Origin of the sequence: Rheinheimera tilapiae (genome assembly GCF_042432165.1) — a bacterium.
Lineage (GTDB): Bacteria > Pseudomonadota > Gammaproteobacteria > Enterobacterales > Alteromonadaceae > Pararheinheimera > Pararheinheimera tilapiae.
Genome location: NZ_JBHLXP010000001.1, coordinates 84,333 through 104,271, shown reverse-complemented (window position 1 = coordinate 104,271; position 19,939 = coordinate 84,333). Strand labels below are relative to the sequence as shown.

General features: G+C 53.8%; 17 protein-coding genes. 1 reads left to right on the top strand and 16 read right to left on the bottom strand.

Translation table 11 applies throughout. The features are described 5' to 3' along the window. A partial coding sequence (locus ACFFJP_RS00510) for a M1 family metallopeptidase (RefSeq protein WP_377239343.1) occupies nt 1-1,402 on the bottom strand: 1,402 nt, incomplete at its 3' end. A gap of 203 nt (nt 1,403-1,605) precedes the next feature. Here ACFFJP_RS00510 and ggt point away from each other — a divergent pair. Next, entirely contained in the window at nt 1,606-3,330 is a 1,725-nt protein-coding gene (gene ggt / locus ACFFJP_RS00505) for a gamma-glutamyltransferase (RefSeq protein ID WP_377239342.1), read from the top strand. A 51-nt stretch (nt 3,331-3,381) separates the two neighbouring features. Here ggt and ACFFJP_RS00500 read toward each other — a convergent pair whose 3' ends face one another. The 15 genes from ACFFJP_RS00500 to ACFFJP_RS00430 all read right to left on the bottom strand — a co-directional run bounded on the left by ACFFJP_RS00500 (nt 3,382) and on the right by ACFFJP_RS00430 (nt 19,731). Further along, a complete protein-coding gene (locus ACFFJP_RS00500) occupies nt 3,382-4,287 on the bottom strand; it encodes a sensor histidine kinase (protein WP_377239341.1) in 906 nt (301 codons plus the stop codon). Further along, nucleotides 4,284-4,838 (bottom strand): heme NO-binding domain-containing protein, encoded by a 555-nt coding sequence (locus tag ACFFJP_RS00495; protein ID WP_377239339.1) that lies wholly within the window; start codon nt 4,836-4,838, stop codon nt 4,284-4,286. Before ACFFJP_RS00495 ends, ACFFJP_RS00500 begins: the two co-directional genes overlap by 4 nt. A gap of 152 nt (nt 4,839-4,990) precedes the next feature. Continuing rightward, nucleotides 4,991-5,365 (bottom strand): DUF3718 domain-containing protein, encoded by a 375-nt coding sequence (locus ACFFJP_RS00490; protein ID WP_377239337.1) that lies wholly within the window; start codon nt 5,363-5,365, stop codon nt 4,991-4,993. A 204-nt stretch (nt 5,366-5,569) separates the two neighbouring features. Then, nucleotides 5,570-6,268 (bottom strand): EF-hand domain-containing protein, encoded by a 699-nt coding sequence (locus ACFFJP_RS00485; RefSeq protein WP_377239336.1) that lies wholly within the window; start codon nt 6,266-6,268, stop codon nt 5,570-5,572. 206 nt (nt 6,269-6,474) lie between these two features. After that, nucleotides 6,475-7,881 (bottom strand): sensor histidine kinase, encoded by a 1,407-nt coding sequence (locus tag ACFFJP_RS00480; protein ID WP_377239335.1) that lies wholly within the window; start codon nt 7,879-7,881, stop codon nt 6,475-6,477. A 6-nt stretch (nt 7,882-7,887) separates the two neighbouring features. Beyond that, nucleotides 7,888-8,580: a response regulator gene (locus ACFFJP_RS00475; RefSeq protein ID WP_377239334.1), complete on the bottom strand. Its 693-nt coding sequence runs from the start codon at nt 8,578-8,580 to the stop codon at nt 7,888-7,890. Between the two features lie 131 nt (nt 8,581-8,711). Next, nucleotides 8,712-11,675, bottom strand: a complete 2,964-nt coding sequence (locus ACFFJP_RS00470; RefSeq protein WP_377239332.1) for a bifunctional diguanylate cyclase/phosphodiesterase — start codon at nt 11,673-11,675, stop codon at nt 8,712-8,714. Nucleotides 11,676-11,783: 108 nt separating this feature from the next. Beyond that, nucleotides 11,784-12,278 carry a peroxiredoxin gene (locus ACFFJP_RS00465; RefSeq protein ID WP_377239330.1) on the bottom strand — a complete coding sequence of 165 codons (495 nt, stop codon included), beginning with the start codon at nt 12,276-12,278 and terminating at the stop codon, nt 11,784-11,786. A gap of 22 nt (nt 12,279-12,300) precedes the next feature. Beyond that, on the bottom strand, nt 12,301-13,062 hold the full coding sequence (locus ACFFJP_RS00460) for a class I SAM-dependent methyltransferase (protein ID WP_377239328.1): 762 nt from the start codon (nt 13,060-13,062) through the stop codon (nt 12,301-12,303). Beyond that, nucleotides 13,062-13,769, bottom strand: a complete 708-nt coding sequence (locus ACFFJP_RS00455) for a DNA-3-methyladenine glycosylase I (RefSeq protein WP_377239326.1) — start codon at nt 13,767-13,769, stop codon at nt 13,062-13,064. The genes ACFFJP_RS00460 and ACFFJP_RS00455 overlap by 1 nt, the downstream gene beginning before the upstream one ends. 44 nt (nt 13,770-13,813) lie before the next feature. Then, nucleotides 13,814-14,164, bottom strand: coding sequence for a hypothetical protein (locus tag ACFFJP_RS00450; RefSeq protein WP_377239325.1), 351 nt, complete (start codon nt 14,162-14,164; stop codon nt 13,814-13,816). A gap of 104 nt (nt 14,165-14,268) precedes the next feature. After that, entirely contained in the window at nt 14,269-16,308 is a 2,040-nt protein-coding gene (prlC, locus tag ACFFJP_RS00445; protein WP_377239324.1) for an oligopeptidase A, read from the bottom strand. A 116-nt stretch (nt 16,309-16,424) separates the two neighbouring features. After that, a complete protein-coding gene (locus ACFFJP_RS00440; RefSeq protein ID WP_377239323.1) occupies nt 16,425-19,016 on the bottom strand; it encodes an EAL domain-containing protein in 2,592 nt (863 codons plus the stop codon). 22 nt (nt 19,017-19,038) lie between these two features. Next, the gene (locus ACFFJP_RS00435) at nt 19,039-19,473 is read right to left on the bottom strand and encodes a GNAT family N-acetyltransferase (protein ID WP_377239321.1); all 435 of its coding nucleotides are present in this window, start codon (nt 19,471-19,473) and stop codon (nt 19,039-19,041) included. A gap of 12 nt (nt 19,474-19,485) precedes the next feature. Then, nucleotides 19,486-19,731 carry a transporter substrate-binding domain-containing protein gene (locus tag ACFFJP_RS00430; RefSeq protein ID WP_377239319.1) on the bottom strand — a complete coding sequence of 82 codons (246 nt, stop codon included), beginning with the start codon at nt 19,729-19,731 and terminating at the stop codon, nt 19,486-19,488. Between the last annotated feature and the right edge of the window lie 208 nt (nt 19,732-19,939).

The following is a 19,939-nucleotide window of genomic DNA, read 5'->3' as shown; positions in this document are numbered from 1 at the left end:
TGCCGGTTAACCGGTTTACAATGGCAATAAAGTCTTCTGTGGTACGGTATTTCGGCGTGATTGGGAAAGGAATAGTCGCAGTGTCGGCAGTGCCATACAGCAACTCCCGGGTCGCTTGCCAGAACACTGGTTCACCGACCAGATAACGCAAGGTATGTAAGGTCCAGCCACCTTTACCGTAAATATCCGGGTTAAATGCTTCGTCGGACGTGACAGTGCCGGTTCGCACCACCGGATCACAGTTCAACAGCCCTAAATAGGATTTATATAGCTGGTAGTGATAAGCCGCGATGCCCAGCTTATCTTTGGCGTAAGCCGGCTGCATGTATAGACCAAATCCTTCATGCAGCCAGGCATGATTCAGCGTTTTGTGTGTAATTAAATTACCAAACCATTCATGCGCCATTTCGTGTTGCGCCAGCCAGTCGTAGCCATTATCGTCGCGCTTGTAGCCTTTGCCATAAGCGTTCACCGTCTGGTGTTCCATGCCAAGATGCGGCGTTTCGACAAAACCCAGCTTCTGATTGCCCCATGGATATGGCCCGAGCACGCGCTCATACCATTGCACTTGCTGCAGCAAATCCTGTTGCCATAAGGTTTTGGCTTTGTCGGCATTTTCCGGCAACGCCCAGAATTCCACTGCGACTTTACTGCCGTTGACGCTGGTGTAGCTGTCCTGAATACGCTGATAAGGCCCGATATTCAAAGCAATGTTGTAATCGCTGGCCGGCACTGACAATAACCAGTCAAACTGCTGTTTGTCTTTGCCAACCGGTGTGACTTGCTGCAACACGCCGTTGGTGACCGCTGACAAACCATTCGGCACGGTCAGACGAATACGCATCGAATCAGCTTTGTCAGCAAAGTGGTCTTTACAAGGCCAGAACAAATCGCAGCCCTCGCCCTGTACCGCAGTGGCGATCCAGGGTTTACCATCCGGCGTTTTTGCCCAGACCGTGCCACCGGCCCAAGGCGCATTTTTCGCCACATGCGGCTGACCATGATAAAACACCGCGACATCCACGGCACTGCCGGCCGGTTGTTCCGCGCCTAATGCAATGGTCAGCACGCCGCCACTACGCTTATAAATCGCGGCTTTTCCGCCGACTTCAATTTTGTCGATGGTAAAGCGGCTATCGAGTTTCAATTCCACCTGCGCGGTAGCCTGCACTAGTACAAAACCAGTGCGGCCAACGCCGCTGATACTTTGGCTTGCCGGGTCAATGTCCAATGCTAAATCATAGGTTTTAACATCGGCGGCTTGTGACACTGCTGACAGCGGCTGGCCGGTATCGCCAATCAGTGGGTCCAGTGGAGTTACCGTCGATTGGCAGGCAGTCAGGCCCGCCAGAGCCAGGCTCAGTGCGGCAACACGAAAATCAGGGCGGCGCAGCTTTTTCATTGAAATCAGTTCCTTCGGGACACTTATGCAGAGGTTGTCATCCATAATGCCAGTTGCTGACGGAATGACCAATGCGCCCGGCTGCGGCCTGTCTCCGGTGTCGGGGCTTTGGTCGCGGTGGTCTGGTAATCGACGCGTACAGGCAGTAGTTTCAAAATCACTAAACTAATTTATCAGCTGAACAACTCACGGAGTATGCTTCGATGCGTTTGACCCCTTTGTCCCTGATGATCCCTTTGCTGTTGTTGCCAGCAGCGCAAAGTCTGGCTTATGACCGTGTGACGGGCCAGGAATTTGCCAGTCGCTCTGAAGTCATCGCCACCCAGGCGATGGCGGCCACCAGTCAGCCATTGGCCACGCAAATTGCGCTGGATGTGATGAAGCAAGGCGGCAACGCCATCGATGCTGCCATTGCCGCCAACGCCGCTTTAGGCCTGATGGAACCCACCGGCAGTGGTATCGGTGGTGATTTGTACGCCATCGTTTGGTCCGCCAAAGACAAAAAGCTGTTTGGTCTCAATGCTTCGGGCCGCTCGCCCAAAGGCCTGACACTGGAACAGCTGCAGGCCGAAGTAAAAAAGCTGGGCCGCACTGATATTCCGCCACTGGGTATGCTGCCGATCAGTGTGCCAGGCGCGGTCGATGGCTGGTTCAGCCTGCATGACAAATTCGGCCAGCTGCCGATGAAAAAAGTATTGGCACCGGCTATCAGCTATGCCGAAAACGGTTTCCCGGTCACTGAGCTGATCGCCTATTACTGGCAGAATTCAGTGCCACGCTTGTCGACCCAACCCGGTGATTTTAAAGGCACGTTCACTATTAATGGCCAAGGCCCAAAAACCGGCGACATCTTTAAAAACCCGGCGCTGGCATCTACCTATAAACAACTCGCTAGTGGCGGCCGCGATGCGTTTTATAAAGGCGATATCGCGAAAAAAATCGATGCTTTTATGCAAAAGGAAGGCGGTTATCTGCGTTATGACGATTTCGCCAGCCACAGCTCGACCTGGGTAGAGCCGGTGTCGGTAAACTATCGTGGTTATGATGTGTGGGAGCTGCCGCCGAATGGCCAGGGTATCGCCGCACTACAGATGCTGCAGATCCTGAAAAACTTTGACCTCAAAAGTATGGGATTTAATAGCCCGGAAAGTCTGCATACGTTGATCGAAGCGAAGAAGCTGGCATTTGAAGACAGAGCCAAGTTTTATGCCGATATGGATTTTGCCAAAGTGCCGGTCAAAGAGTTGATCTCCGAAGCCTACGGCAAGGAGCGCGCGAAACTGATTGGTCCTAAAGCGGCGCAACGGGTCGATGCCGGCAATCCGCATCTGTATACCGGCGATACCATCTACATGACCACTGCCGACAAAGACGGCAACATGGTGTCATTGATCCAGAGTAACTATCGGGGCATGGGCTCAGGTGTGGTCGTACCAGGCCTTGGCTTTGGCTTCCAGGACCGTGGCCAGATGTTTTCGCTCGACCCGAAACACCACAATGCTTATGCACCGGGCAAACGGCCATTTAACACTATCATTCCGGCCTTTATCACCAAGGATAACAAGCCGTTTATGAGTTTTGGCGTGATGGGTGGTGCGATGCAGCCGCAGGGACATGTGCAAATTGTGGTCAATATGATCGACTACGGCATGAATCTGCAGGAAGCCGGAGATGCCGCACGCTGGCAGCATCTTGGCAATACCGAACCCACTGACAATACCGGTATGTATCTGGAGAATGGCGGCTATACCGAGGTAGAACGTGGTATCCCTTGGCAAACCGTGCAGCAGTTGCTGCAAAAAGGTCACGATATCCGCTATGGCCTGGGGGGTTATGGTGGTTATCAGGCCATCAAAAAAGACCCGGTCAGCGGCGTCTATTATGGCGCCTCAGAATCGCGCAAAGACGGCCAGGCGGCGGGCTACTAACACAGGGCTCAGGCTTGACACGCCGGCAATTGCCGGCGTTGTTGTTCTTCATCAGTTATCGAGGCAAGGTAACGTGATAGTGCAGACGGTGCCCTTGCCTGGGCTACTTTGAAATTCAATCTGACCGCCGTGCTGTCGGACTATGGCATAACTGACGGTCAGCCCAAGACCTCGACCATCCCCAACGTCACGGGTGGTAAAAAACGGGTCAAAGATCCGTGATAGCACCTCTGTTGACATGCCATGTCCGTTGTCTTCAATCACCACCATCACCCGCTCCTTAGTCTGGCGCTCGCAATGCAAGCGGATGCTAGTTGGCTGTGCTTTAAGCGCATTATCCAGAATATGGGTCAGTGCCGTGACCATTTCGGTGCAGTGCACCTCAACCTGGACATCACAAAGCTGTTGTTGGACTTCAATCTCACTCAGTCTCGATGGCGCAATATTCATCCAGACATTACTCCACAACTGCAGCAAAGACATTCTGACAGCTGCAGATTGCCCCAAAACACTAAAATGATGCAGTTGGCCGACAATCTGTTGGATCCGCCCCATTCCTGCTTCCAGCTGCGCGACGATATCGGCTGAATCTGCCAGCAACCAGTCCGTATTGGCCCGCTGTAGCAGAGTGGCTGCGTCCGGATACTGTTGCACCACTTCCCCTAACATCGCCGACAATTGCTGCTGATATGCAGCCAAAGTCCGGACATCTGCCATGCAAAACGCCAATGGATTATTAATTTCATGCGCCAGGCCTGCCGTCAGCTGGCCGATCGCCTGTAACTTCTGCGTTTGCAGCAACTGTTCCTGCGCCTGCTCTAACTCGTGTTTGCTGGCTTCCAGTTCCAGTACTTTTTCGTACAAGGCCCGGGTTTTGTCTTGTAACAATAACTCAGCCTGCTGGCGCGCCAGTTTCTCCCGTTGCCAGGCTCGCGAATAGTCGTAAGGTTCGCTCATTTCTGTTCCGGAAAGTGCACAATTAAAGTACAGCAGTCAGCCCCCTGGTGCATACAAACCGGGTGGCTCAACTGAATGTCGGTATTAAACTGGCGGGCTGCGCCCTGAATTAACCCTTCGGCCGCAAAACACATTTTCCGCCGGGACTGATAATACATAATCAGTTCACTCGGTTTACTGTCATCGTATTTAAAGCTCGGTAAATACGAATCCGGATAAACACGTTTCACTTCTTTGTGAATTGTCGAATCGATTTTTAACAGGAATTCGCGCAAATTTTGGCAGGATTGCAGTTGTGGCGGCAAAGTCGCATACAACTGACTAAACAGGTATGTGCCAAAACTACGCACTAAATCTGGTGCTGCAATGCCGGTATGCTGACTCAGCAAAGTCACCAACTGCAACAGCTCCGCATCATCATAACGGGCGCCAGCAGTATAAGCGCCCTGACTGGGTAGTGCTGCAGCATCAAGTATTTGCTCCCAGACCGGTAACCCGAGCTGTTCAATCACCATATCTGCCAACGCTGTGTAAACGACACCTTGCATCATGACCTCCGGCTTGTTTTATACACACAACCATAGCAATAGCTGGAAAATTAGCATGCGGCAATAGAGACATAAAAGATAATAGCGACAGAAATAAAAACGCCGGCAAATGCCGGCGTGGTTATTTCATGTTGGAGAACATGGGTATGCCTGAACTAGTCCGCGCCGATGCGGGCTTTGATATCGTTAATCAGTGGAGACTGGCCCAACCCATTGGTATTAGCCCAATTTTCCAGGTCTTCTGCCTGCAGTGATTTTGCCGGCATCTGCTTCACAAAAAATGAACCGACTTCATAAGCGTCACTGCGCATAGCGAACTTAATCAGTGATTCTTTATTGCACTGCACGGCATCATAGACTTTACGTAGGTTGATTTTATTATCCGACAACAGCTTACGGATGCGGTTTTTGTCGTCAGCTTTGGTGTATTCACACAGTGAGACACCCCATTGTTCCTGAGCTTGAGCCATCGGGGCGGTAAAAGCAGCCACAGATAAGAGTAAAGCGGCGGTTAAAATTTTCTTCTGCATAACAACCTCTAGTCAACATCCATTCGGGGATCGAAGCATCCAACACAATGCTTTGTCCAAAGTATTGGTGGTTTATGCATATTGGCAAGCCTGACCAGCAGATTTTCTGAATTTTCGCGTGCGATTGCCGGAAAAACCCTCAAAATTCAGAAATTTACAGCAACTGGCAAACATCAGGTTAACATGCTCAGTTGCTGTAAAGAGTCACACGCTGAATGACATGCGACTGTCATCTGCGGGCTGACCAGCAGCTGCGCCATAGGTTTTCATCAATTGCATCAGCGTCTGTTGTAACCGTAATTGACCGCTGTCAGCACTGTTTTGATTGGTGGCTGTACTGCTGGTAGTACTGCTGTCCGAGCCGGTGGCACTGGCACTTTGCTGCTTCAGTGCCATCGCTTCCTGCATCGTCACTTTACCGTCTTTATCGACATCTGCACTGTCAAACTGGTCGATAATAGCCTGCAGGCCCGCCGCCGCGTTGCTATCGCTGTTGCCAATTTCGTCAGCCATTGCGGTCAGCTCATCGATCGTTTTACCGGTATCTTCCGGCGGCAAACCATGCGGCCCGCGTGCCATGCCGGTCTGCCCCTGCGCATTGTATAACTGCTGCGCAACAGACGTACTGAACTCATCGCTGGTCAGCTTACCGTCCTGATCAGCGTCCAGTTGGCTGAACCATGCCGCCTGCTGCTCATCATCTGGCGCTGACTGCTGCACCTGGCCTTGTGTGCCCAATGCGCTCAGGGCGGCACTAAAATCAGCCTGATCTAAATACCCTTGTTGTTTACTGTCCAGTTTCTGAAAAACAGCACTGGCATCGGCTTTAATTTGGTCCTGACTGACTGGCGGTCGCTGCGTCAGCTGCCGGTTGACCCAATGATTCTGACTTTGAATTTGCATTTGCATTGCTCCTGTTTCAGCACGGACCCGCGGTCCGTCGCACTGAATAGGCATGCAATAACATGTCCCCGCCGTGTTCAGAACGGTAGCCGGACAGTAAAGTTTGTGCAGGAAAACGAGGTAAAAAGCGCCACGAACAGCGTTTATTTGGCGAAAATGCAGTGTTCAGCCGGCAAATACACCGTACAGCAACGCCATAGCGGCAATTAGCTGCCAGCCTGGCATGGCAAGCGGATCTGCACCTGCAGGCCTGCCCGGCGGCTACCGTCGGCATGCCACAGGTTTTCCGCATTGATCTGGCCGCCACAGGTCGCCACTGCTCGTAGCGCAATACTCAGCCCCAGGCCAACGCCATCGGTTTGTTTGTCGGCACGAAAAAACGGATTAAATAACAGCGGCAGCAATTCAGGCGCTACACCGGGGCCGTTGTCGGCAATACTGATCAGTAATTCAGTTGGCAAAAGGCAGCTGCTGATCCGAATAGTCGCGCCACTGCCGGCATATTTGATGGCATTGCGCACCACATTTTCCAAGGCGCGAAACAATAACTCCGCATCCGCCTGCACCCACGCCAGCGGGTTTTGTTCCAGCACTAACTGTTGTTGGCGATTGTGCGCTTCCAGCGTCGCGTCGTCACAGATCGATTCGAGTAATTCATGCACCGGCACCGCCACAATTTGCGGTTGTACTTCGCCGCTTTCCAGCCGGGAAAACGTCAGGATCTCGCCGACGAGCTGATCAAGCCGTACCGCTTCGGCGTCGATTTTTTCCAGCGCCAGATCCAAATCCGCCGGATGCTGCCGCACCAGCCCCGTCAGTAATTGCAGGCGTGCCAGCGGCGAACGCAGTTCATGTGAGACGTCGTGCAGCAGCCGGCGCTGCGACACAATGGCCTGATAAACCTGCTGCGCCATTTGATTAAAACTGCGGGCTAAGGCGCCAAATTCATCGCGCCGGCCCGTCATATCGCTGCTGAGCTGCGTTTGCCATTGCTGCTGCGGCAGTTCACTGAGCGCGGCCTTTAACTGGCGCACCGGTGCTGCAAAATACCAGGCCAGGCCTAAACTGGCCGCCATACTGGTGACGATCACCGCGACCAGCAAAAACAACGGATGAAACCAGAACGGTGGCCGTAGCGGAGGTTGGCCGGGTCTCGCCAGATCGGGTCTCGCCTGACCAGTCGCATCGCGCGGGCTGACCCGTTCGCGTATTGCTAACGCGCGTATTTGCCAGAAGTTATCTTTGTCAGCCAATACCAGCTGCAGCGGTTGCCCGTTTGCCTGTACCGTCAGCGTTTTTGCCCGCGGACTGGCTTGCACCTCCGCCGGCACCGGCCGTCCCAACAAGTCAGTGCCAGCAGCATTGAGTACCAGCAACTGTTCGCGGGCCATTGGATCGTCCTGCCAGTTTTTCACCAGTGTCAGCAGCAATGGCACGCCACCGCTATCGATCAGCTGTTGGGCATTTTGCAGAAAAAAGCGACCTTGCGGACTGAACAGCGCGCGGTTCTGTTCTGGCGACTGGCTGAGCTGATTCAGCGTAAATACGGCACCAAAAGCCAGGATCAACGCCAACCAGAACGCCAGTAAAAACTTCCAGAACAGTTGTCCCATGCAGTATTACCCTTGTGAACTGTATTTCAGCCACTGGTAGCCTTTGCCACGCACGGCTTCGATCCAGGGCTGATTATCCGGGCGTGGGCCCAGTTTGGCGCGGATGTTGGAGATATGCACATCGATACTGCGGTCATATTGCGACAGTGTTTTACCAAGCCCCTGCGCGGATAAATCCGCTTTACTGACGATGCGGCCCGCCTGACTGACCAGCAACCACAACAGGCTGAATTCAGCACCGGTCAGCTCCAGCGCCCGACCATAGACCGAGGCACTGCGGTTAGCAGGGGTCAGCAATAACGGGCCTTCATGCAATTGTAAATCTGGTTGTTGCTGCAACTGCACCCGGCGCAGAATGGCTCGGATCCGCGCCACCAGTTCACGCGGCAAACAAGGTTTGGGCACATAATCGTCCGCCCCCAGTTCCAAACCGACGACCCGGTCAATATCGTCACCGCGGGCGGTCAGCATCAATACCGGTTTGTCGCTGACCTGACGCAGACGTTTCAGCAAGGCAATACCATCCAGCTGCGGCATCATCACGTCCAGCACCAACAGGTCATATTGCTGCCCCAACGCCAATTGCAGGCCGGTTAAACCGTCATTGGCCACTGTCACCTGAAAGCTCTCGCGCTGCAGATAAGTTGCCAGCATCGCTGTCAGTGCTTTGTCATCGTCGATTAACAATAATTGCGCCACATCTTCACCCAATTTCGCAGAAAACTGCCTGCTATGACTCAGTTTAGCGAAAAGGGTGCCCGGCCCGGCATCAGCTTTACAAAACTATACCCTTCGTCCTTGCCGCTGCAGCTTTGTTGCCGGCGGGGCAGCTACTGCAGATGTGGTAGCCCTAGGCTGTGCACCCGGCGCAGCCAGTTTTCCAGTTCTTCTGGCGGTAAAGGTTTACTGAGCAGATAGCCCTGGACTTCATCGACATCCATCTGCTGCAACTGATGCAGTTGACCGGCATCTTCCACGCCTTCTGCCACGACCCGCATGCCGAGGCTATGCCCGAGCACGACGACCGAATGCACGATGGCGCGATCATCCGGATCGGTCAGCAAATCACGGACAAATGAGCGGTCTATTTTTAACTTATCCAGCGGAAAGCTTTTCAGGTAGGCCAGACTGGAATAACCGGTGCCAAAATCATCCAGTGCTAAAGTGACGCCAAGCGCCCGGATCTGTTGCAGCAAATGCCGGCTTTGCTCAACCTGCTCTGCCAGCACTGATTCAGTCAGTTCAAGCTCAAGCTGGTTGCCGGCGACACCATGTTGGGTCAGCGCTTGTTGCAGCTGTCGCAGGAAGTCCGGATGCCGCAGTTGGACTGTAGAAATATTCACGGCGACCCGCAAGATCACCCCTTGCGTCCGCCAGCGCGCCAGCTGTTTCAGTGCCTGTTGCAATACCCATTCGCCAAGCTCAACGATAAAACCGGAATGTTCTGCCAGCGGGATAAAACGCACCGGGCTGACATTACCTAACTGCGGATGCTGCCAGCGCAATAATGCTTCAACGCTGACAATTTGCCGATCTGCCAATGTCTGTACCGGCTGATAATGCAAACTGAACTGACCGGCATATAAACCACTGCGCATGCCATGTTCCAGTTGCAGTCGCTCGTGCAAAATCTCTGACATTTGCGGGTTGTACAAGCTATAGCGGTTACGGCCGGCAGCTTTGGCGGCATACAGCGCTATGTCTGCCATTCGCTGCAACTCAGCAAAACTGAGACCGTGCTGCGGAAACAACGCAATACCGATACTGCAGCTGACCTGCAGCATGCGTTCTTCCACCGCAAATGCCTCGGACATCAACAAAATCAACTGATGTGCCGTTTGCAATACATCATGCTCAGTGCGACAGGCACGGATCAGGAAAAATTCATCACCACCTGGCCGGCTCAGCAGGTCTTGTGCTGTCGTCAGCATTTTCAGCCGCTCCGCCACCATTTTCAGCAGCATATCGCCGGTGTCGTGCCCCATTGAGTCATTGATGTGCTGAAAGTGATCTAAATCGATGTGATACACCGCCAATTGCTGCTGTTGCTGCAATGCGCCCGCCAGCAGATCGCGGGCTTTGTCCTGCAACGCGGCGCGATTTGGTAAACCGGTTAACTGATCAACAAATGCCAGTTGCAGAATTTGTTGCTCATACTGGCGCTGCTGTGTCATGTCATCCACGGTGCCGATCATGCCATCAAAACTGCCATCTTTGAGCAATGGCACCAGCCAGCCACTGAGAAACAACTGACGACCGCCAGGCGTCTGGATTGGCAGCGCTTCAAACCGCACCGGTGTCAGACCATGCATAGCGCGGTAATAAAACGGCCGAAAATGTTGCAGTGTCTGCTCCGGGAAGTCAGTCAGAATTTGTTTATTTAACAAATCCGTCTCTGCCATCGACATCAGCCGGCTTAGCCCTTGGTTGACATAAATCAGCCGGTGGCGCGCGTCACCAACCCAGACACCGGTCACCACTTTACTGAGCACAGTGGCATAAAAATCTTTTAACTGACTGACGGCCAAATCGGCCTGCTTCAGCGCACTGATGTCGGTATTGCTGCCGACCATCCGGCTGGCGCGGCCTTGGGCGTCCCGTTCGACGACCCGGCCCTGACTCAGCATCCAGACCCAGTGGCCGGCTTTATGTCGCAAGCGGAACTCAATTTGGTATAGCGGCGTGATCCCTTTGAGATGTTGTGTCAGCGCCAACCGGGTCGGCGCCGCATCATCCGGGTGTAACAGGTTAGTCCAGTGCTGAAACCCCCGGCCCAGTTCACCGGCCTGATAACCCAGCATCACTTCCGCTTGGCCGAAAAACTGCACCTGATCCTGCTGCAAATCAAGTTGCCAAATCCCAAGACCTGATCCCTGCAAGGCGCTGTTGACATTGTCGCGGGTCCGTTCGCTGGACTGATGTAAAAATGCCAGCAAATAACTGAACAGACTGATCACCAGAATGTAGCTGCTGATACTGAATAACGATTGCAGCGGCTCCGGGTCGACAAACATGCCGCGCCCCTGGACGGTGCCAATCACCGCCAGACTGGTGATCAACGCCACATTGACCGACGACGCCCATAAGCCCTGCCGCAGCACTATCCATAACAACACCAGCAAAGGCACAAACAACAAGGTCGGTGACCACAAATGCGCACCGGGGATCCAGAACACCAGCAAAGAAGTGAGCCCGGACAGACTTAAAACGCTCCAAAACCGCCAGCCGGATAACAACCGCCACTGCCGGCGTTGAAAACACAGCAACGGAATACCAAACACCAGCACCCCGAAACTATCGCCGAACCACCAGGCCAGCATCGTTGAAAACCACAGGGCATCGCTGACGTACCCACTGATCCATAACTGACTGGCACCATTCACTGAGGTGATGAACGTGCCAACGCCAATCGAAAAGACTAAAAACCAAATCAAATCCCGTGCGTTATCCAACTGATAGCGCAACTTTTTCACCGCAAATAACCGCACCGCCAGTGCCGGTCCCAGCGCGTTACCAAGCCCCAGAGCAATACTGCTGGCCAGTGGCAACCCCTGCAACGATGTCAGCAAAATCACACTGACGGCGATCGAAATACTGTAGCTGTAGCCGAGGCGCCAGATCACCGCGATGGTAAACCCGGTGGCAGGCCAAATCAGACTGATATGTTCATTAAAAAACGGTACCTGTAAACCAAGCCAGCTTAGCAACAGATGAAACAGACAAACCAACACCATAGTCAGCAAACGGTGTTGATTAAACCAGGATAAGGCAGGAATGGGCGGCAACAACGGCACTGAGTATGATCCCGGCAAGTACTGGAGGAGCACTCAGTATAGCTAAAAGCCCGATCGGGACAATGCTGACAATTGGCTTTGTCCCTGAATCGTCTCAAAAAAACCGGATCAACGTTGGCGGATTTGCGCCAGTAACACTTCCGCTTTACTGACTTCAAATGTCTTCGGTAAATCCAGATTCAGCAGCTGCACCACGCCGTCTTCCAGCAACATGCTGTAGCGTAGCGATCGGATGCCGCCAAATTCGCCACTGTCCGTGGCCATGCCGATGGCTTTGGCAAATGAGCCGGCGCCATCCGCGATAAATTGCACGTCGCCGGCCTGCTGTTGCTGCCCCCAGGCATCCAGCACATAAGCATCATTGACCGCGGTACACAGAATACGATCAACGCCTGCCTGGAAAAACTGTTCGGCAAGGCTGATAAAACCCGGCAAATGCGCCGCGCTGCAGGTCGGGGTAAAAGCGCCCGGCAAGGCAAACAGCACGACCCGTTCACCAGCGAATAGCTGTTCGGTAGTTAAAGTCACCAGACCATTGTCGGTCAGGCGCTGAAAGCTTACTGCCGGTAACGATTGACCAACGGCGATACGATTGTCACTCATGTTTCTTGCTCCAGGGCCGGACTCAAAATCCGGCATTCACATACACATCAAATCTGTTATTTTTGCCTTCGATGCTCATGGTCGGCTTTTTACCAGCCAGAAACTCAGCATATCCAGGCCGCTTAACCACTACCCGATGTTTGGCCAATGCCAGCGCCGGCGCCAACAGCGCATCCGCGTCGTCATCGGCGCCCACGACATCATGAAAAGCGCGCATTTCTTTTTTCACCAGCGCTGATTTCTCACGCGGTGGGAACATCGGGTCAAGAAACACCACATCAGGTGCCGGCAGGCTGTGCAGTGCTTCCAGCGCGGGCAGATGCACCAGTTGCATGCGCTGTGGCAACCAGTCAGCCGTCTGCGGATCCCGTGCACCGCGGCGCAAACCATCCGCCAGCAAAGCCGCAACCAGCGGATTTCGTTCCACCAGCGTCACCATAGCGCCCAGACTCGCCAGCACAAAGGCATCGCGGCCAAGACCGGCGGTGGCATCAATCACGCTCAGGCCCGGTTTTTTGTTTAAGCCGACCGCTTTGGCGATGCCTTCTGCTTTGCCGCCGCCGAATTTACGCCGGTGCGTGGCTGCGCCACTGGCAAAATCGACCAGAATGTCCCCTTGTTTAGGTAAGTCCGCATTACGCAGCACCAATGCGCTGTCTTGCAGCGTCAGGTACCAGCCCTGTGCGGTGTCCGTTTCGGTTAGCGCGAATGGTGCCAGCAACGCCAGCAGTTCTGCTTCCAGCGGTCCGGCGAGGCCAGCGCGGTACAATAGAGCCTGCTGCATCAATCCGTGGTTCCTGTGGCAAAACCGACTCTGTTATCGCCGACACTCATCGATACGATCTGACTGATTTGTTGTAACGACCGGCCGGATTGTTGTTGCCAGTCATTGAACTGCGCCTGAATTTTTTTCAGACTGCTTTGGCTGGTCAACCCGCCGTCAATCACCTGATAAGCACGCAGATAGGCTTCGACATCCTGACTGAGCAAAAAAGTATCTTTGCCCATGGCGCGCAAACTGTACGCACCAGTGTTGCCACCGAGCCGGGCACCGCGTTTTTTCAGCAGCGCCCACAATTCAATGATGCGCTCACCGGGCCAGTCGGCGATCAGCGCACTGAACGGACCATATTCCAGTTCAAGCTCATAAATCATCTGGGCATTGGCCTGAATACTCAGCACTTTGCCGGCGTTGCGGATAATGCGGGGATCTGTGGCTTTTGCGGCCAGCATTTCGTCAGACAACAACAGGATTTTTTCCGGCGCAAAATCAAAAAACACTTCGCGAAAACCCGGCCACTTTTGCTCAACCACCCGCCAGACAAAACCACTCTGAAACACTTTTTTGCTAAAAGCACTGAGCCAGTCTGCATTGCTGTAACTTTTCAGCTGCGACGGGCTCAGTGGCTTGCCGGATAAGGCTTCTAATGCCGCGGTACCGCCTTTGCGATCGGCAGCCCGCTGATAAATACTGCTGAATTGTTCAACCATGTAAATCCTCTGTCCCGCTTTGCGCGGTCTCAACGCCAGACTGGTTAAAAGGTGTCGCCCTGACCGCTAGCGACACAAAAACCGCCGACCAGCGCGACGCCCGGTTCCGGCACGATAGCGCAATCAGACACCAGCCCGAGCCGCTCCTGCTCCGCCTGCACCAGCTGGTTATACCGCGATACTTTTTGCAGCAGCCGTGCCTCATCAAGACCTTGGGTCGAATAGATCAGATACGACGCTGGCCCGCCGCAAGGTTTATGGCCAAGACCGGTTTTTTTGCACTGTAGCGGCTCTGTTGCCGCCGCTGTGCCCACCATCGCCTTAATCTCGGCATACAAAGCCGCCGGATCATCAGCCACTGGTGCTGCCGTAGTTTTAGCGGGCGGTTGGCTCATGGTCGGCTCCTGTACTGCGATTTGCTCAGTGGATGCAGGCCCGCAACCCGAAAGCAGCAACGCCACAACTGCGGCAGTCACTGCTGCGGACAGGCGATGGGTTATCATGCCGCAATGCCCATATGCCGTAATAAAGCGGCATTGGACGGCTCCCGGCCACGGAACGCTTTAAACAGTTCCATCGGCTCGGCACTGCCACCACGTTCCAGAATACAATGCAGGAAATCGCGACCGGTGACGGCGTTAAAAATACCTTCTTCTTCAAAGCGGCTGAAGGCATCGGCTGACAACACTTCCGCCCACAGGTAGCTGTAATAACCGGCACCATAACCACCGGCAAAAATGTGGCTAAAACTGTGCTGGAAGCGGTTAAACCGCGGCGGCACTATCACCGAGACCTGACTGCGGACATCATCAAGCAACTGCTGCACGCGGCCGCCTTGTGCCGGGTCATATTCGGCATGTAAGCGGAAATCGAACAGCGCGAACTCCAGCTGACGCACTAAAAACATCGCGCTCTGGAAGTTTTTCGCCGCCAGCATTTTATCCAGCAGCGCCTGTGGCAACGGCTCACCCGTTTCATAATGGCCGGAAATAATGCTCAGTGCTTCCGGCGACCAGCACCAGTTTTCCAGGAACTGGCTCGGTAATTCCACCGCATCCCAAGGCACCCCACTGATACCGGCGACCGCACTGGCATCCACCTGCGTCAGCATATGGTGCAGACCATGGCCAAACTCGTGGAACAAGGTCACCACTTCGTCATGCGTGAACAACGCCGGTTTGCCGCCGATAGGTTTATTGAAATTACAGGTCAGATAGGCGATTGGATGTTGTAAGGTGCCGTCGGCACGATGACGGCGACCCTGACAGTCGTCCATCCAGGCGCCACCGCGTTTTTTCGCCCGCGCATATAAATCGAGGTAGAAACTACCACGCAGTGCGCCAGTTTCATCATGAATATCAAAGAACTGCACATCCGGGTGCCAGACATCGACCCCGGCGCGCTCGGTCACTGTGACACCAAATAATTTATTGAGTACGGTAAACAAACCGGCCAGCACTTTGGGTTGCGGGAAATACGGCCGTAGCAGTTCGTCGTTGATGGCGTATTTGGCCATCTTCAGTTTTTCCGCGTAATAGGTCACATCCCAGGCGTTCAGCTGCTCGACACCAAACTCTGCTTTGGCAAAAGCGGTCAGCTCGGCTAAATCCTGCTGCGCCTGTGGCCGGGCGCGACGGGCTAAATCAGCAAGGAAATCCAGTACTTGCTGTGGATGCTCCGCCATTTTGGTGGCCAGCGACTCTTCGGCGGCGTTGTTAAAATCGAGTAATTGGGCCAGTTCATGACGCAGCGCCAGTGTTTCTTCAATCAGCGGGCTGTTATCAAACTGACCGGCGGTTGGGCCCTGATCGGAAGCCCGGGTGCAATAGGCGCTGTACATCTCTTCGCGTAGCGCAGCGTTGTCGGCATAGGTCAGCACGGCGATATAGCTCGGGAACTCCAGCGTAAAGACATAACCATCGACTTCACGCGCAGCCGCCGCTTCCTGCGCCGCCAGCAGCGCATCTTCCGGCAGACCGGTCAATTCAGCGACATCAGTAACTTGCTTAAACCAGGCCTGGGTCGCATCGAGACAATGATTGGAAAAGGTTGAAGCCAGATCAGAACTGCGGCTCTGAATTTCGCCGTAACGCAGCTTTTTATCATCGGCTAAACCAATGCCGGATAACTTAAAGTCACGCAGCGCATTTTGAATGACCTTCTGCTGCGCCGCGCTGAGCGTGGCATATTCACTGCTTTGCGACAGCTGTAAATAGGCCTGATACAAGCCTTCATGCTGACCGACCCAGGTACTGAAATCGGATAACAGCGGCAGGCAACTTTCGTAAGCATCACGCAGTTCCGGCGAAGACAATACTGAATTTAAATGGGACACCGGCGACCAGAGCCGGCTTAAATGGTCGGCGCTGTCTTCGGTCGCCGTGATCAGGCTGTGCCAACTGACCGGCGTGGTGGCCACTGCTTGTTCGATCGCGCTGCGGCAACGGGCCAAGGCCTGCTCAACGGCGGGTTTTACCGCGTCGGCAGTGATCTGGCTAAATGGTGGTAAGCCGGTAAATTCTAAAAGGATATTGTTCATAACGGACCTGCAGAGTCGAAGCGCCCGTCAAGCGGGCCGGAGATAGGCATATAATGGGGCAGACCCGCGACCTTCTCAAGGCCTGAGGCTTAATCTGCTACGGCGCATCGCCAGTCTCAGGCGGGTTGTGACAAGGCGGAGGTCGTTGCTGACGTTTGATGCTTTGCCAGCCAGCGTGGCAGTTCAGCTGCAGGCATCGGTCTGGCAATGAGATAACCCTGCACTGCGTCAATACCATTTAAGATCAGGAAATCCAGCTGATGCTGGTGCTCAACGCCTTCACAAATCACCGTCATATCGAGCGCTTTACCCAGTTTAATTGCGCCGGCCAGCAACTGTTCGCGATGCGTATCCAGCATGGTCAACAACGCCATATCAATTTTCAGTTCTGACACTGGTAGATTGCCCAGCTTGGTCAGCATCGACTGCCCGGCGCCGAAATCGTCCATCACCAGCGTGCTCCCCGCCTGTTTCAGCAACTGCAGTGATTTTTGTACAGCCGGCGCGTCCGGTGCCAGCGCGCTTTCTGCCAGCTCGAACTTAACCCGCTGCGCCGATGCATACTTCTGTTCATGCTGCAGGATGCTGTTGATTAAAGCCGGATTCTCTAAATCCTGTGCTGACAGGTTCATTGAAATTGGCAACATGATCTGCTGTTCCAGCAACTGGTTTTGGATTTTACGCACTTCTTTATAGACCCAGGCCGTAATACTGCTCATCAAACCGGCTTCTTCGGCCAACGGAATAAACACCGCCGGCGACACCGGTCCCAGCTGTGGATGCTGCCAGCGGATAAATGCCTCTGCGCCACAGGGTTGCTGTGTGCTGATTTGCAATAATGGCTGGAATAGCAAACTGAATTGCCCGGCATTTGCCGCATGCGCCAGACCGGCAACCATCGCCAAACGCTGCCGGCTGTCCGCACCTAACTGATGCTGATAACTCAGGTGGCCGGCGGTTTTTTGTACATAGGTGATGGCAAGCGCGGCATGCGCAATCAGCTCTTCCGCGTCCTGACCATATTCGCTGCTGACTGTCACCGAGGCATAATGTGGTTTTAAGTCCGGCGTAAAACCGTCTACCGTGAATTTCTGATGCAACAACTTGCGGATACCGGTTAACACCGGCACAAAATCACTTTGTTGGACCAACAATGCAAACCGGTCGGTCGCCAGCGAAAATAGCGTCTGGTGCCGCTCGGCACCTAAACTCACCACAGCAGTACCATGACGCTGGCATAACACCAATAACGAATCGACGTAAGCATTGACGATAGCCGTACTCTGCCGACGGCCCAGCACCGCCTCGATGCGGCTATATTGCTGAAACTCCAGCAATAACAAACGATAGCGGGATCTGTGCTGTTGCAGCTCATAATTGAGCAATTCAACCAGCGCCAGCCGCGAACCGAGGCCATAAAAAGGCGCAATTTTCGAGCGGTTCAGCTCTTGTTGCTGCAACTTACTCAGCTGCTCGTTACGCTCAAGCAACGCTTGCTGTACTTGTGCCTGCCAGGCTTTTTCCAGATAGATGCCCAGCACCAGACTGCTGGTCATCAGGACGGCCGCCAATGTTGTGCCCAGTTCCAGCACTGAACGGGCAAAGGCAGATTCCGGCAAAATGCCTAAAGCCCGCAATGCAGCCAATACCACGCTGAGCATCAACACCGACATCGGCAACAAAAATAACACGGCCTTACGGCGCTGACTTTTCAGCATCCAGAGCCCGGTGCTTAAAGTCGCCAGCACACAAGCCTGCATCAGAAAAACCGCCAGCTGTTTCAGCTGACTTTGCCAGTGATAAGACTCTAACAACACGCTGATTTGCGTCGCGCACAGCAGCACTACGCTCAGGAACATTAGCAGCCGAAACAGCTGGCGCAGCCATCCGGTGGATAAGTTGAAATAGCTGCTGACAAAGCCGGCGCAACTTAACACAGCCAGCGGCAGACACCATTCGGTCAACCGGTTCCAACCAGGCGATCCCGGCCATAACCATTGAAATGGCAAGCCATTCAGTTCGGCCTGCACGGCGGCGATGCACAACAACAAACCACTGAACAAATGCAAGCTATGTTGCCGGGTGACCGTGGCCAATAACACCGCCAATAAAGCTGCAAACAGTAAAATGCCGAGGAAAAAGCTATGCAGCATTTGCTGGCGTGTGGCTTGTTTCAGCGCTGCCTCCTGCTCTACGTAGCGAATTGGCAGATAACTCAGACCCACATTTCGCATCCGAACATACACCTCAGCCTGCGCGCTTTGCCAACTGGCTTGCACCGGGAACATCATGCTACTGGCGGGAAGGCGTCGTTGCGCAAAAGGCCGTTGATCACCAGTCTGCATCTGTTGTAGCAACTGGTCATCCGGGGTCAGCAGGTAAAAATCGACTTCATCGAGGAATGGCGCATCAAGCGCCAGAACATAGCCATCGCGGGGCTCGAACACCAGCCGGAACCAAAGAGTTCCCAAGCCATAACCAAGTTGCCGGGTCGGATCGGCTAACAACTGCCAATGTTTAGCCGGGATCTGCCTGGCTTGTTGTGGACTTTGCACTGCTTCGTCCTGCAACAACCACACCTGCACGGGTTGATGAGCCGGGTTGTCACGGCTTCCCCCCAATGCCAGATATAAACAAAGACTGACCACAGCTATTAATACCGCGCTGCAAATCAATAAAACTTTGGGTAATCCAAAAGCAACTTTCAAGCGTCAGGCCCCTGCCGGCCAGTTAATCCAGCGGCTTTTCCATGCAGAAGGTTTGAGAACTGTAACGATATTTGCCATAAGAGGGACATTTTTTAAAGCCTTTATGCAGATAAAAATTCAGCGCTTTGCTGTTAATGATGCGTGCCGTTGCCAGCAAGGTCTTGAAACCATGACTGCGGGCCTTTTGTTCCAAATATTGTAACACGGCTGAGCCAACACCCGGCTGACTTGAATACATACGTTTGATTTCGACGCGATTGACATCTTCTTTGCGCAACAGGCCACATCCGACGGCATGCCCATCGTGCCAGGCAACCACTGCCAACAGTAGCCCCGCCTCGTTAAAACTGAGCTTTTCCGGTTCCTCATCCAAACTATTACCCAAAGCATCGGCCAGTTTGCCAAACAAAGTGATTAATGCCGGTTCTGTCAGTTCCACTTCGGTCATTCGATACATAAAGCGCTCCGCTTATTGATGTCCGGTGGCCTGGACCGGTGCTATGAGTTTTTCCAACTGCGCGGTCAGCGGACCAACCAGCGCCTGATGCTTCTGATGAATGTAGTGATACATCGGTAATAGTTCCAGTGCAGGTTGTACCGCCTGTACCTGCCGTACCTTCATTTGCTGCAATACATATTCGGCTTCGGCTTTAGGCAATACCGCCACATCGACCCGCCCTTTTGCTACATACTGCAGCGCTTGCTCCAACGTCATGGCTACGGTTGCGGCCTTGATCTGATGCTGTTATGAGTGTGCCGATGTGCATCACCTCGGTTTTTGCATGGCTCGAGGCTGAAAACAGGCTCAGGCTACATAATCCAATCGTTAGCAGTCGTATCAAAATTCACCCCACATCGACTGCAAAGGAAAGTTGCACCGGTATCCAACCCCATTCGGCGCACAAAGCGAGCGGTTGGCTGCA

Excerpts from the sequence above, each read along its gene's own strand:
- ACFFJP_RS00435 (WP_377239321.1), bottom strand. The coding sequence starts at position 19,473 with ATGTATCGAATGACCGAAGTGGAACTGACAGAACCGGCATTAATCACT.
- ACFFJP_RS00495 (WP_377239339.1), bottom strand. The coding sequence starts at position 4,838 with ATGATGCAAGGTGTCGTTTACACAGCGTTGGCAGATATGGTGATTGAA.
- ACFFJP_RS00465 (WP_377239330.1), bottom strand. The coding sequence starts at position 12,278 with ATGAGTGACAATCGTATCGCCGTTGGTCAATCGTTACCGGCAGTAAGC.
- ACFFJP_RS00485 (WP_377239336.1), bottom strand. The coding sequence starts at position 6,268 with ATGCAAATTCAAAGTCAGAATCATTGGGTCAACCGGCAGCTGACGCAG.
- ACFFJP_RS00490 (WP_377239337.1), bottom strand. The coding sequence starts at position 5,365 with ATGCAGAAGAAAATTTTAACCGCCGCTTTACTCTTATCTGTGGCTGCT.
- prlC (WP_377239324.1), bottom strand. The coding sequence starts at position 16,308 with ATGAACAATATCCTTTTAGAATTTACCGGCTTACCACCATTTAGCCAG.
- ggt (WP_377239342.1), top strand. The coding sequence starts at position 1,606 with ATGCGTTTGACCCCTTTGTCCCTGATGATCCCTTTGCTGTTGTTGCCA.
- ACFFJP_RS00455 (WP_377239326.1), bottom strand. The coding sequence starts at position 13,769 with ATGGTTGAACAATTCAGCAGTATTTATCAGCGGGCTGCCGATCGCAAA.
- ACFFJP_RS00460 (WP_377239328.1), bottom strand. The coding sequence starts at position 13,062 with ATGCAGCAGGCTCTATTGTACCGCGCTGGCCTCGCCGGACCGCTGGAA.
- ACFFJP_RS00430 (WP_377239319.1), bottom strand. The coding sequence starts at position 19,731 with ATGACGTTGGAGCAAGCGCTGCAGTATGTAGCAAAAGGGCGGGTCGAT.
- ACFFJP_RS00480 (WP_377239335.1), bottom strand. The coding sequence starts at position 7,881 with ATGGGACAACTGTTCTGGAAGTTTTTACTGGCGTTCTGGTTGGCGTTG.
- ACFFJP_RS00500 (WP_377239341.1), bottom strand. The coding sequence starts at position 4,287 with ATGAGCGAACCTTACGACTATTCGCGAGCCTGGCAACGGGAGAAACTG.
- ACFFJP_RS00450 (WP_377239325.1), bottom strand. The coding sequence starts at position 14,164 with ATGAGCCAACCGCCCGCTAAAACTACGGCAGCACCAGTGGCTGATGAT.